Origin of the sequence: Edwardsiella ictaluri ATCC 33202 (assembly GCF_000264785.1) — a bacterium.
Lineage (GTDB): Bacteria > Pseudomonadota > Gammaproteobacteria > Enterobacterales > Enterobacteriaceae > Edwardsiella > Edwardsiella ictaluri.
In genome coordinates this window covers 100,912-114,594 of record NZ_AFJI01000054.1, presented here as the reverse complement: position 1 = coordinate 114,594, position 13,683 = coordinate 100,912, and the positions used below count along the sequence as shown (strand labels likewise).

11 protein-coding genes and 1 other RNA gene are annotated in these 13,683 nt (G+C 60.9%); 3 read left to right on the top strand and 9 right to left on the bottom strand.

Translation table 11 applies throughout. The features are described 5' to 3' along the window. Window positions 1-475 precede the first annotated feature (475 nt). The 7 genes from gcvP to EIEH_RS07800 form a co-directional block, all read right to left on the bottom strand. A complete protein-coding gene (gene gcvP, locus EIEH_RS07830; RefSeq protein ID WP_015872563.1) occupies window positions 476-3,358 on the bottom strand; it encodes an aminomethyl-transferring glycine dehydrogenase in 2,883 nt (960 codons plus the stop codon). Window positions 3,359-3,447: 89 nt separating this feature from the next. After that, complete coding sequence (gene gcvH, locus EIEH_RS07825; protein ID WP_015872564.1) at window positions 3,448-3,834, bottom strand: glycine cleavage system protein GcvH; 387 nt, start codon at window positions 3,832-3,834, stop codon at window positions 3,448-3,450. A 38-nt stretch (window positions 3,835-3,872) separates the two neighbouring features. Then, a complete protein-coding gene (gene gcvT / locus EIEH_RS07820; RefSeq protein ID WP_015872565.1) occupies window positions 3,873-4,997 on the bottom strand; it encodes a glycine cleavage system aminomethyltransferase GcvT in 1,125 nt (374 codons plus the stop codon). 385 nt (window positions 4,998-5,382) lie between these two features. Further along, complete coding sequence (gene ubiI / locus EIEH_RS07815) at window positions 5,383-6,594, bottom strand: FAD-dependent 2-octaprenylphenol hydroxylase (protein WP_015872566.1); 1,212 nt, start codon at window positions 6,592-6,594, stop codon at window positions 5,383-5,385. Window positions 6,595-6,622: 28 nt separating this feature from the next. Continuing rightward, window positions 6,623-7,801, bottom strand: a complete 1,179-nt coding sequence (gene ubiH, locus EIEH_RS07810) for a 2-octaprenyl-6-methoxyphenyl hydroxylase (RefSeq protein ID WP_015872567.1) — start codon at window positions 7,799-7,801, stop codon at window positions 6,623-6,625. Beyond that, window positions 7,798-9,120 (bottom strand): Xaa-Pro aminopeptidase, encoded by a 1,323-nt coding sequence (pepP, locus tag EIEH_RS07805; RefSeq protein ID WP_015872568.1) that lies wholly within the window; start codon window positions 9,118-9,120, stop codon window positions 7,798-7,800. Before pepP ends, ubiH begins: the two co-directional genes overlap by 4 nt. A 198-nt stretch (window positions 9,121-9,318) precedes the next feature. After that, complete coding sequence (locus EIEH_RS07800; RefSeq protein WP_015872569.1) at window positions 9,319-9,891, bottom strand: YecA/YgfB family protein; 573 nt, start codon at window positions 9,889-9,891, stop codon at window positions 9,319-9,321. Between the two features lie 178 nt (window positions 9,892-10,069). On the opposite strand from EIEH_RS07800, the gene zapA reads away from it, so the two are divergent. From zapA to EIEH_RS07790, 3 genes are all read left to right on the top strand, one after another. After that, window positions 10,070-10,399 carry a cell division protein ZapA gene (gene zapA, locus EIEH_RS07795; protein WP_005282128.1) on the top strand — a complete coding sequence of 110 codons (330 nt, stop codon included), beginning with the start codon at window positions 10,070-10,072 and terminating at the stop codon, window positions 10,397-10,399. Between the two features lie 100 nt (window positions 10,400-10,499). Next, window positions 10,500-10,681: non-coding RNA, 6S RNA (gene ssrS / locus EIEH_RS17585), on the top strand. A 34-nt stretch (window positions 10,682-10,715) separates the two neighbouring features. After that, window positions 10,716-11,342: a 5-formyltetrahydrofolate cyclo-ligase gene (locus tag EIEH_RS07790; RefSeq protein WP_015872570.1), complete on the top strand. Its 627-nt coding sequence runs from the start codon at window positions 10,716-10,718 to the stop codon at window positions 11,340-11,342. Here the strand turns inward: EIEH_RS07790 and serA are convergent. Further along, the gene (serA, locus tag EIEH_RS07785) at window positions 11,339-12,577 is read right to left on the bottom strand and encodes a phosphoglycerate dehydrogenase (protein ID WP_015872571.1); all 1,239 of its coding nucleotides are present in this window, start codon (window positions 12,575-12,577) and stop codon (window positions 11,339-11,341) included. The genes EIEH_RS07790 and serA overlap by 4 nt on opposite strands. Before the next feature lie 329 nt (window positions 12,578-12,906). Then, window positions 12,907-13,566 (bottom strand): ribose-5-phosphate isomerase RpiA, encoded by a 660-nt coding sequence (rpiA, locus tag EIEH_RS07780; protein ID WP_015872572.1) that lies wholly within the window; start codon window positions 13,564-13,566, stop codon window positions 12,907-12,909. Between the last annotated feature and the right edge of the window lie 117 nt (window positions 13,567-13,683).

Sequence of the window (13,683 nt, the reverse complement as noted above, 5' to 3'; positions counted from 1 at the left end):
TATTTTTGCCTGTCGGTGTATTAGGCGTCTAAACGGAAATAGCATGCCGCCGTCGCCCGGCAAACGGGCGCGGTAACATAAACCGGATAAACGCGGGAGCGGTACGCTGCCGGCGGGCGGAGAAAACGCCTCTCCACAATGGCAACATTTAACGATGAGAACTCTATCACACTTTATCCCCCTGACCATCTGGGGAAATTGCCGATCAACGCATGAATAAAAGTGATGATTAGTGCAAGTAATAACAGGCAATAAAAATACAACACTTTGATTTTAATTAACTTATAATAAAAAAGAACCAGAGATTCCGCTCACCAACTGCCGGATTATTAATTAGAATATTTCATGCGTAAAGTATTCATAAAACGCGGGAGCGTCCCGGGGAGCAGGGAGTGCGCCGTCGATACGGCACCTTGGGCATACGCAAAAAAGGAGACGGGCGACCGTCACCGATCGCCCGCCCGCGTGAGATAACCTACGCCCAGTCGCTCAGCGGTGGGCAGGAGCACTGCAGATGGCGATCGCCATAGACATCGTCCAGGCGCTTTACCGCCGGCCAGTACTTATTCTCCCGCGTCTGCGGCGTGGGAAACACCGCCAGCTCCCGCCCATAGGGGTGATGCCACTCCCCCACCAGCTCACGTTGGGTATGGGGCGCATTAACCAACGGGTTATCCTGCAGCGGCCACTCACCGGTCTCGACGCGCGTGATCTCATCGTGAATGGCCAGCATGGCGGCGATAAAGCGATCCAGCTCAGCCTTATTCTCCGACTCCGTCGGCTCGACCATCAGCGTCCCGGCGACCGGGAAGGACATGGTCGGTGCGTGGAAGCCATAGTCGATCAGACGCTTGGCGATATCCATTTCACTGATGCCGCTGCGCGCCTTCAGCGGGCGCAGATCCAGGATACACTCATGGGCCACATAGCCCTCCTTCCCGCGGTACAGCACCGGGTAGACCGCGCCAAGACGGCGAGCGATATAGTTGGCGTTAAGGATCGCCACCGTGCTGGCGCGGCGCAGCCCTTCAGCCCCCATCATGCGGATATACATCCAGCTGATGGGCAGAATGGATGCGCTGCCGAACGGTGCGGCACTGACCGCCCCCTGACGGGTGGTCAGACCGGCCAGCTGTACCACCCGGTGGCCGGGAACAAAGGGTGCCAGGTGAGCCTTGACGCCGATTGGCCCCATTCCCGGCCCGCCACCGCCGTGTGGGATGGCGAAGGTTTTATGCAGATTCAGGTGCGAAACATCGGCGCCGATATAGCCGGGTGTGGTGATCCCGACCTGTGCGTTCATATTGGCGCCGTCCAGGTACACCTGACCACCGTACTGGTGCACTATCTGGCACACCTCGCGGATAGTCTCCTCATATACGCCGTGGGTCGAGGGGTAGGTCACCATAATCGCCGCCAGGCGCTCCCCCGCCTGCCGCGCCCGCTCACGCAGGTCGTGCAGATCGATATTGCCCTGCTCATCACATGCCACCACCTCGACCTCCATCCCGGCCATCTGCGCCGAGGCCGGGTTGGTGCCGTGGGCCGAGGCCGGGATCAGGCAGCGGGTACGTTGCCCCTCGCCCCGGCTTTCATGATAGCGGCGGATCGCCAGCAGACCGGCATACTCCCCCTGAGCGCCGGAGTTGGGCTGCAGGCAGACGGCGTCATATCCCGTCAGCTGTACCAGCCACTCCGCCAGCTGGCTCAGCAGAAGCCGGTAGCCCTGCGCCTGCTCTGGCGGACAGAACGGGTGCAGCGCGGCGAATTCAGGCCAGGTGATCGGGATCATCTCGGCAGCGGCGTTCAGCTTCATGGTACAGGAGCCCAACGGGATCATCGCCTGATTCAGCGCCAGATCGCGCCGCTCCAGCGCGTGCATATAGCGCATCAGGGCGGTTTCGCTGTGATAGCGGTTGAACACCGGATGCGTCAGGATCGGCTCGCGGCGCAGCAGCGCCGCCGGAATACTGCCCTCGCAGGCCTCCTGCACCAGCGTATCCAGGGTATCGATATCCAGCGCGTGGCCGTCGCCAAGCAGGATGGTAAACAGTGCCTCCAGATCGTCACGCGTGCTGCACTCGTCAAAGCTGATGCCGACCGCCCCATCCAGATCGCCGCGCAGGTTGATGCCAAAGCCAAGAGCCCTCGCCAGCACCGCCCCCTTGTCGGGCACCGCCACTGTCAGGGTGTCGAACCAGCAGTGGTTGCGCAGCGTCACCCCCTTTTGCTGCAGCCCAAGCGCCAGAATATCGGCCAGACGATGAACCCGTTCGGCAATGCGCCGCAGCCCCTGCGGACCGTGATACACCGCATACATACCGGCGATATTGGCCAGCAGCACCTGCGAAGTACAGATGTTGGAGTTGGCCTTTTCCCGCCGGATATGCTGTTCACGCGTCTGCATCGCCATACGCAGGGCCGGCTCCCCGGCGGCATCGCGCGCGACACCGATAATCCGCCCCGGCATGGCGCGCTTAAACGCCTCGCGACAGGCAAAGAAGGCGGCATGGGGGCCACCGTAGCCCATCGGTACGCCAAAACGCTGAGCGGAGCCAAACACCACGTCGGCCCCCTGACGCCCCGGCGCCTCCAGCAGCACCAGTGCCAGCGGATCGGCTGCCATACAGGTGATCACGCCGCGCTCGCGCAGGGAGTCCATCAGCGCGCGATAGTCATGCAGATCGCCCTGCGTGCCGACCTGCTGCAGCAGAACCCCAAACAGATCGCGGTGATCCGCTGCCCGCCGGGCGTCATCGATAATCACCTCAACCCCGCAGCTCTGTGCCCGGGTGCAGACCACATCGATGGTCTGTGGATGCACATCCTGCGCGATAAAGAACGTATTGGCCTGCTTAAGGCGGCTGGCACGTCGCGCCAGCCCCATCGCCTCGGCGGCGGCGGTCGCCTCATCAAGCAGCGACGCCGAGGCGAGATCCAACCCGGTCAGATCCAGGGTCATCTGCTGAAAGTTAAGCAGCGCCTCCAGACGCCCCTGGGATACTTCGGGCTGATAGGGCGTATAGGCGGTATACCAGCCAGGGTTCTCCAGCATGTTGCGCTGGATGGCCGGCGGTGTCTGCACGCCGTAATAGCCCATGCCGATAAACGATCTGTAGCATTGGTTTTGGGCAGCGATCGCCCGCAGTTCGTCCAGCGCCTGCTGCTCACTGCAGGCGGCACCGATGGGCGGCGCGGCGGGCAGCTGAATATCCGCCGGAACGATGCGCGCCAGCAGCGTATCGAGATCCGCTGCGCCAATCTGCGCCAGCATCTGCTGCTGCTCCTCCGGCGTGGGGCCAATATGGCGGGCAATAAAAGCATCACTGTTTTCAAGCTGGGTAAGAGTCTGAGTCATAGCTTACGCATTCCTGGATTGCGCCGCAGCCCGGCGCCCGGCAAATCATACCAAAAGGCCGCCACTGAGGCGGCCCGGCGGTCACGCGCTTATTCGTCCAGCGCGGCCAGATACCCTTCGGCGCTGAGCAGCGCCGCAAACTCGGCAGGATCGTCAGCCCGGATGCGGAACAGCCAGCCCTCATCATAGGGCGCCGCATTGACCTGTTCCGGCGCCTCCTCCAGAGAACCGTTTATGGCCACGATCTCTCCCGCCAGCGGGCTATAGATATCCGATGCCGCCTTGACCGACTCAGCCACGGCGCACTCCGCACCGGTGTCGATATGCGCCCCCACCTCAGGCAAATCCACAAACACCATATCGCCCAGCAAACTCTGGGCATGGTCGGTGATCCCAACGCAAAATACCCCGTTTTCCTCTGCGCGTACCCACTCATGGGACGCGGTATACTTCAACTCTGTCGGCACATTACTCATCGCCACCCTCTCCTGGAATGATGTGTTGCTTCACTTGGTTAGTTGCCTACTGCCGTCGCATCGGCGGGTGGGATCAGGCTGTGGCCGTGACGGACAAAGCCCGGTTTCACCACGCTGAGCGCCAGCTCACGACCGCGGATCTCGACCCACGCCTCACCCCCGATCCCCTGCGGTACCCGCGCCAGCGCAATGCTGCACCCCAGCGTCGGTGAAAACGATCCGCTGGTGATCGTCCCCAGGCAAGGGTCTCCCTGCCCATCGCGGCAACGGATCGTCATGCCCGCCCGCAGCACCCCCTTCTCCCGCATCACCAGACCGACCAGCTGCTCGGGATGCTGGCTCTGCTGACGCTCCAGCGCCGCCCGGCCAATAAAATCACGCTCCGGCGGCGCCCAGGCGATGGTCCAGCCCATGTTGGCCGCCAGCGGCGAGATCTGCTCATCCATCTCCTGACCATACAGGTTCATTCCTGCCTCCAGGCGCAGTGTGTCACGGGCGGCCAGCCCACAGGGCCTGATACCCGCCTGCACCAGCTGCTGCCAGAAGGCCACCGCCTCATCCTGCGGCAGGGCTATTTCATAGCCATCCTCCCCGGTGTAGCCGGTGGTGGCGATAAACAGCGATCCCACCTGACGGCCAAAGAAGGGTTTCATCCCGGCGACCATCTGACGCTGCGCCGGCGTCAGCAGCGCATCTACCCGCTGGCGGGCCGTTGGCCCCTGTACCGCAATCAGCGCCAGGTCGCGACGCTCGCATATCTCCACGCCAAAGGCGGGCGCATGTTCGCCGATCCAGGCTAAATCCCGCTCACGGGTCGCCGAGTTAACTACCAGCCGAAAATGATGATCCGCCATAAAGTAGACGATCAGATCGTCGATCACCCCGCCGCTGGCGTTCAGCATTGCGCTGTACAGCGCCTTACCCGGCTGCGTCAGGCGTGCCACATCGTTGGCCAACAAATGGCGCAGAAAGTCCCGCACCCTGACGCCATGCAGATCCACGATGGTCATATGGGAAACATCAAACATACCGGCGTCGCTGCGCACCGCATGGTGCTCCTCCAGCTGGGAGCCATAGTGCAGCGGCATCATCCAGCCATGGAAATCCACCATGCGCGCCCCTTCGGCCACATGCTGATCATAAAGCACCGTCTGTTTTGTCATTATCGTCCCCGACTGAGTATGCGGCCGTACACCACCGCGCCCACGCCGCCGTGGCCCCTCCACGACGCGCAATCGATATCTCTCAACCCGACAGTATCACTGAAACAGGAGATTAACCATAAGATAAAATAGGTGTAACACACACTAACCCAGCCGGGAGGATACGATGATAATGCGGAATATTTTGCTAAAAAAATGCGCACAGCAGCACAAAATTAACATAATTGCTGCATTTTCATTGCTTATATATAACCTAAACTGATTCAGGGAAGCAGAAAACAGCAGAGATAAAAAACGGAGGGATAAGAAAAACTAATTCAAACTGTGGGGGTAGGATTAGAATATTTCACCCGCAGAGAACATCCGCGGGTGAGCCGTCCAGCATTTATTCGTCCGGCTGTGCCGCCCGCAGCAGCACAGGTAGATCCGTCAAGCCCATGGCGTGGCGTACCAACTGGGGCTTCACCCCCGGCAGGCGATCGGCCAGCGTCAGCCCCAGGTCACGCAGCAGCTTCTTCGCCGGGTTGGTACCGGCAAACAGATCGCGGAACCCCTGCATCGCCGCCAGCATCACGGCGGCGCTGAGCTTGCGCCGACGCTCGTAGCGGCGCAGATACAGATGATGTCCGATGTCCTTGCCCTGGGTCTGCAGGCGACGCAGCTCCCCCGCCAGCTCTGCAGCATCCATCAGCCCCAGATTAACCCCCTGGCCGGCCAGCGGATGTACGGTGTGTGCCGCATCCCCCATCAGGGCCAAGCGATGTCCGGCAAAGCTGCGGGCATAACGTCCCTGCAAGGGAAACAGCGCCCGCTCACCGACGCACTGGCAGCGGCCAAGCCGATGATCGAACGCGATGGTCAGCGCTCGCTCAAAAAGCGGCGGCGCGGCCTCGGACATGCGCTGCGCCTCTTGCGGCGGCAGCGACCAGACGATAGAGCACAGTCTGGGATCCTGCAGCGGTAAAAAAGCCAGGATCCCCTGCGGGCGAAAGATCTGACGCGCGATATGGTCATGGGGCTGCTCACAGCGGATCGTCGCCACCAGCGCGTGATGCTGGTAGTCCCAGAACGTCAGCGGCACGTCGGCCTGACGGCGCAGGGCCGAGTGGGCACCATCGGCGCCGACCAACAGCCGGGCACTGAGCATCGTCCCGTTATCCAACGTCACAAACGCCTCATTCTCTCCCCAGGCCACCTGCGCAATGGCCGCCGGCGTCATCAGGGTGATCCCTTTATCCTGCCCGGCCCGCTGCCACAGCGCCATCTGTACCGTCTGGTTTTCCACGATGTGGCCCAGGTGGAGATGCCCATAGTCCGCAGCATCAAAGGCAATGCGGCCAAAGCTGTCCGCCTCCCATACCGCCATGCCGCGACAGGGCGCAGCGCCCTGCGCCAGGACCTGAGGCCAGACACCAAGCTGCTGTAACAGACGTTCACTGGCAATATTCAGCGCAGACACCCGCAGCACACCCTCCGGCGCCTGCGTCGGTGAGCGCTGCTCCAGCACGGCAATGCGCAACCCGCTGCCGGAAAGGGCGTTAGCCAGCGCCAGACCGACCATACCGCCACCGGCAACAATAATATCGAATGATTGCATAGCTTCCTGTTTCCCCAGAAACGGCCGTCTAGCGGGCAACCTGACCCAGCAGGCGCCGCACCAGCGGCGTGTGCAGCGACGGTGTCAGCGCCAGCGCCATCAGTCCCAGATTACGCCCGAGCGCCAGCGACGGCAGGCGGTTGGCGAACAGCCGCACCAAACCGTCGGTCAACGCAATGGTCGCCCCGCAGTCAGGCTGACGCCGCCCCTGATAGCGCGCCAGCGTCCGATAGGCGCCGGGATCGTCTCCGCGCCGCAGCGCATCATTCAAGGTCTCTGCCAGCGTCATCACATCACGCAGTCCCAGGTTAAAACCTTGACCGGCAATCGGGTGCAGCGTCTGCGCCGCATTGCCAACCAGCGCCAAACGGTGGCCGATATGCCCATGCGCCCGACGCAGGGTCAACGGATAGCTATCACGCCGACCGCAGTGCGTAAAACGCCCCAGACGCCAGCCAAAGGCCTGCTGCAGGCGGTGGAGAAACGTCGGCGTATCCCACCGGGCGACCTGCGTCGCCTGCACCGGCGGCAGGCACCAGACCAGTGAGCTCCGCTCCTCCGCCATCGGCAGCAGCGCCAGCGGCCCATCCGGCGTAAAACGCTCAAAGGCGCGTCCACGGTGCGCCTCGCTGCTGGCCAGTGTGGCGATCAGCGCCGTCTGCTCATAGGCCTCGCTGTGCCACCGCATGCCGCACATCTGTGCCAGAGGCGACGAGGCGCCATCGGCGGCCACCAATAGCCGTCCCTGTAAGCAACGACCATCCTCCAGCCAGGCCGTCACGCCGTCGACGCGACGCTCCACCCGCGCCAGCGTCGCCGGACAGAACAGCGTCACGCCCGGCGCCGATGCCAGCAGCTGAAACAGGCGGGCGCCAGCCTGATGCAACGGGATCACCTGCCCCAACGCGGGGAGATCGTACGCGTCGGCGTCCAGCCACAACGCTCCGCCGTGGCCGCGGTCGCTTATCTGCACCTGACGAATGGCGGTCGCGCAGGAGGCCAACGCCGGCCAGACGCCAATCTGCGCCAGCTGTTGACAGGTACCGTGGGCCAGCGCAATGGCGCGGGCGTCAAAGCCGGGATGCGCATCGGCGCCGGGGGCGAGCGCCTCCACCAGCGTTACCGCACAACGCCCGCCACTCAGCGCCGACAGCGCCAACGCCAGCGTCGCGCCCGCCATGCCACCGCCGGCGATGATGATGCTCATTCCCGCGCCCGCGCCGCCGCCATCAGGGCTTCGATCGCCTCGACCGATTTCACGACGCCCTCGGTCAGGATCTCGCAGCCCGCCTCGGTGATCAGCACATCATCCTCAATCCGTACCCCGATGCCACGATAGATCGGCGGCACATCGGCATCGGGCGCAATATACAGCCCCGGCTCACAGGTCAACACCATTCCCGGCTCCAGCGTACGATCGCGTGCCGGTGTCGTATAGTCGCCAACGTCATGAACATCCAGCCCCAGCCAGTGTCCGAGACCGTGCATAAAGAACGCCCGATACTTCTGCTCTGCGATCAGCTGATCGACCTCTCCCTGCAGTATCCCCAACGCCACCAGGCCGGTCACCATCACCCGCACCGTGGCCTCCTGGGCCTCACGCAGACTGCTGCCGGGGCGGTAATGGGTAAGCCCCGCCTCCATTGATGCCAGCACCAGCTGATAAATCTGGCGCTGGGGGTCGCTAAAGCGGCCACTGACCGGGAAGGTTCGGGTAACATCGCCGGCATAGTGGCGGAACTCGGCACCGGCATCCACCAGCACCAGATCACCCTCTTTCATTTCACTTTCATTTTCAGTGTAATGCAGGATACAGGCGTTCCCACCGCTGCCCACAATGGTATTAAAAGAGGGGGACCGCGCGCCATGTCGGTTAAACTCGTGCAGCAGCTCACCCTCCAGCTGATACTCATACATCCCCGGGCGGCACTTCTCCATCGCCCGGATATGGCCCAGCGCAGTGATCTCAGCGGCGCGTCGCATTACGGCGATCTCCTCCGCCGACTTAAACAGACGCATCTCATGTACCCAGGGGCGCCAGTCCGTCAGGGTCGCGGGCGCGCGCAGGCTCTGGCGGGCGCCGCCGCGCAGCGTCTCCAGCGCGGAAAAGATCATCGCATCAGCGAAGTCATACATGCCCTGCGCGTGATACACCACATCCAGACCGTTGAGCAGTAACGGCAGCTGCTCCTCTACGTCGCCGTACGGCAGAGCGCGATCGATATTCAGCCGAGTCGGCGCCGCCTCCTGTCCCAGACGACGACCAAACCAAACTTCTGCCGTGACGTCGCGAACCCGATTGAACAGCACGCTGTGGCTATGGTTGTCGGCGCTTTTGATCAGCACCAGCAGCGCCTCCGGCTCATCGAATCCGCACAGGTACCAGAAATCGCTGTTCTGGCGATAGGGGTATTCGTTTTCAGCATTACGACAGCGGACCGGAGCCGAGAAAAACAGCGCGGCGCTGCCCGGTTGCATTCTGGCCAGCAGCGCCTGACGGCGACGCTGATACTCTTGCGGGGTCATATCCATCTCCTGACAATAGGCGGGTCAAACGGCAGGGCAGCTGCACCCTGTCTCCATAATACAAACCGGTTATTAAAACGGGATAGGTCCAGGCCGTATTCCGCAATAAATGCGCACGATCAATACATATCCACAGCGGCGGTGCTCCGCCGACGGCACCCACAACGGTCCCGCCGGTCATCCATCAAGCCGCGTCGATCAATGCAGACGCGGGGTATCGGACGCCGGCCCCCCGCTACAGCTGAACTCGCCGTGACACAGCATGGCGGCCATCCGGACATACTCCGCCACCTCCTCCAGAGAGTGGGCCAGCGTCTCCTGATCTTCATCCTCATCGTAGCCCAGCTGAGCGATGTTGCGCAGATCGTCGATGGACTCACCCACGTCGCCTTTAACCTGTCCCAGCTTAGTCTGCATCATACCCAGCCCCAGCAGGAAATGGTTCACCCAGCCAGCCAGCGCATCGGCACGGGCGAATACCGAGGCGTCATCCTCTCCCGGCAGCAACAGTTGGAATGCGAACTCGCCGCCCTCCAGCGCGCTGCGCGTCTGCCCATACAGCACCTGTAGCGGCTGCGACAGGTGCTGTGAAAACGCCATACCCTCGTTGGTCAAATCGTGCACCAGCGTCAACCAACTGTCATCGCGGTTGCCACCGCACAGCAGACCGCTGAGCAATCCGTGCATTTCAGCGGCGGTCAACGCCACGCCCTGCTGTTGCAGAACCTGTGTCAGGGTGGCGTAATCCGTCGGGCTATTCTCTGTAGACATACGTATTGCTCATCGTTGACTGATAAAGTTCATGTTATGCTACCACCAAGATGAGTCGCTATACCAGAAAGGGCCGTATCGCAAGCAGAGGGCTTGTCACTGCATAGCGGGGTATATATAGTTAGCGCCCACAGCGTTCTACAGTGGAACGCGGCGCAAAACCTAGCAGGAAGATAGTATGTCTGCACAACCGGTAGATATTCAAATTTTTGGCCGCGCACTGCGTGTTAATTGTCCGCCCGAACAACTGGATGCCTTAAACCAGGCTGCAGAGGATCTAAATCAGCGGTTGCAAGATCTGAAAGTTCGCACTAGAGTCACCAACACGGAGCAGTTGGTCTTTATCGCGGCATTGAACGTATGTCACGAACTGGCGCAAGAGCGGTTGAAAACCCGCGATTATGCCGCCAATATGGAGCAACGGATCCGCATGCTGCAGCAGACGATAGAACAGGCGTTGCTGGAGCAAGGACGCATTACCGAGCGTCCCGGAACTTCTTTTGAGTAAAAATTAACTTACTGATTATACAACAATATTTACAAAGAAAGTCGTTCCACAAAGCAAAAGTTGTGTTAGTATAAACAGTAACAAAGCAGCAAGATTTCAAATTTCTCTGAGGTGTTCGTGCACGGGCCAGTCCCCTGAGCCGATATTTCAAACCTTAAGAATGTAACGCTCCACAACCGGTGAGCAGGCTCGGTCTCCGAGAAGCCTTAAAGTTGTGACGTTATGTTCACCTTGAACCCCGGGTTCAAGGGTTACAGCCTGTTACGGCACCTCGGAGATTCCCTAAAACGCCAGTCCTGCTGTCAGAGTCACCTCCATGTCCCAGGAACCTGCGTTATCTTCCCGTCATCAGCTCCGTCATCGTCTGCGTACGCTGCGCCGTTCGCTTTCCCACAATCAGCAGTATCAGGCCGCCCTTGCGCTCAAAGATCATCTGCTGATGCTGCCACAGCTGAGCCAGCCGCGACATATCGCGCTCTATTTACCCTTTGACGGCGAGCCGGATACCCAACCGCTGATCCACGCCCTGTGGCAACGCGGCCACCGGATCGCTCTGCCGCGTTTGCATCCGTTCAGCTCCGGCCACCTGCTGTTTCTGGAATATACCCCGGATACTCCGATGTGCCACAACCGCTTTGGTATCGCCGAGCCGTACCTGGACGTCACCCGGATTATTCCCCTGGCCCGGCTGGATCTGATCCTGACTCCGCTGGTGGCCTTTGACCGGCAGGGACACCGGCTTGGCATGGGCGGTGGCTTTTACGATCGCACTCTGCAGGGGTGGCAGCAACGCCACCGCCTCGGCGTCGGCCCCTACCCCATCGGTCTGGCCCACGACTGTCAGCGCGTCGCAGCCCTGCCCGTTGCCGCCTGGGACGTGCCGCTGCCAGAGATCATCACCCCGCAGGCCCACTACCGCTGGCCAGACGCCGGCGCCGCTTAGTACAGCAGACGGGCCCGCACGGTACCGGGGATCTCGCGCATGCGCTGTAGCGCAGCCTCCGCACGCTCGGTCTCCGTTTCCACGTCGATCACCACATAGCCGATGGTTGGGGTGGTCTGCAGATACTGGGCCGCAATATTCACCCCCTCTTCGGCAAAAATCTGGTTGATGGCATTCAGCATCCCCGGGCGGTTTTCATGGGTATGCAGCAGACGGCTGACGTGATCCTCATGCATCGGCAGGGAGACCTGCGGAAAGTTCACCGCCGACAGGGTCGAACCGTTGTCGGAGTACTTCGCCAACTTTCCTGCCACCTCAACGCCGATATTTTGCTGGGCCTCCTGGGTCGAACCGCCGATGTGCGGCGTCAGCAGCACGTTGTCGAAGCGGCACAGCGGAGAGGTAAAGGGATCGCTGTTGGTTGCCGGCTCTGTCGGAAAGACATCGATCGCCGCACCGCCCAAGTGGCGGGTCTCCAGCGCCTGACACAGCGCATCGATATCCACCACCGTACCGCGCGCAGCATTGATCAGAATCGCGCCGGGTTTCATCCTCGCCAGCTCCGCCTCACCAACCATATTGCGGGTGGACGGCGTCTCCGGCACATGCAGTGATACCACATCGCTCATATTCAGCAATTCGGAAAGATGGCGCACCTGCTTCGCGTTACCCAGCGGCAGCTTACCTTCGATGTCATGGAAATAGACATCCATTCCGATCCCCTCCGCCAGGATCCCCAGCTGCGTGCCGATGTGGCCATAGCCGATGATCCCCAGCTTCTTACCGCGTGCCTCATAGCAGCCCACCGCCTGCTTGCTCCACTCACCGCGGTGGGCGCACGCATTGGCCTGCGGGATATTGCGCAGCAGCAGCAGGATCTCTCCCAGCACCATCTCCGCCACCGAGCGGGTGTTGGAAAACGGCGCGTTGAACACCGGGACACCGCGGCGCTGCGCCGCAGCCAGATCGACCTGATTGGTCCCGATACAAAAGCAGCCCACCGCCACCAGCTTTTCCGCCGCGGAAAACATCGCCTCACTCAGTTGGGTGCGCGAGCGCAGACCGATAAAATGGGCATCGCGGATCGCCTCGCGCAGCGCATCGTCATCCAACGCTCCCTTATGGTATTCAATATTGTTATAACCGGCGGCGCGCAACGTATCGACGGCGCTTTGATGCACCCCCTCCACCAGCAAAAACTTAATTCTGTCCTTGTCCAAAGAAACTTTTGCCATGATCTGCCCTACTGTCCGAAAGGAAATGGTGTGCAAATGTGCGGTTCCTGTGCACCAGCTACGGCATTGAGCGTCCACCACTGCGCAACGCCGCTTTATCAACATAACAAAAATTACACTCGCGACAAGCGATGGGCGGGCGATAAACATCGTCACGCCGATAGCGCAATAGGCATAAACTGGTAAAAAATATTAATAAGACGGAATGTATCAGCGGGAAAAATTGAATCGGCTAAACTCTGTGATAGATGTCACCGAATTTCACCACAGCAGAAAAAAATGTCCGCCGCAGGCACAGCGCCCCGCAACGGCGGGGCACCCAGAGGCGATTATAGGGTCAGCGTTTTGACGCCATCCGCGCAGCCGACCAGCGCAACGTCGGCACCGCGGTTGGCAAACAGCCCCACCGTCACGACGCCGGCGATGGCGTTAATGGCGTTCTCCAGTTTGCACGGCTCCATGATCTGCAGGTTGTGTACATCCAGGATCACGTTGCCATTGTCGGTCAGTACGCCCTGACGATACACCGGCTGCCCGCCCAGCTTCACCAGCTCACGGGCAACATAGGCGCGCGCCATCGGGATCACCTCGACCGGTAGCGGGAAGCTACCCAGAATATCGACCTGTTTAGAGGCATCGACGATACAGACGAACTTCTTGGCCACCGCCGCCACGATCTTCTCACGTGTCAGCGCGGCGCCGCCGCCCTTGATCATCTGCATGGCGCCGTTGATCTCATCGGCCCCATCCACATAGATATCCAGCGAATCCACCTCATTGAGGTCAAAGACCGGGATCCCCAGGCTTTTCAGCCTGGCGGTGGAGGCATCAGAGCTGGAGACCGCACCCTCGATCTGGCCCTTCATGGTCGCCAGCGCATCAATAAAGTGTGAGGCGGTGGAGCCGGTGCCTACCCCGACAATGGTCCCAGGGCGCACATACTTCAGCGCTGCCCAGCCCACTGCTTTTTTCAATTCATCCTGCGTCATACCGTATCCTATGGACTTTGCTACGAAAACGTGTGCGTTATTATAGAGCAGCGCGCATAAATACCCCACAACAGCGGCGTAAATTTACGCCTGCTCTCTGTTTTTTTCCCGTTTCAC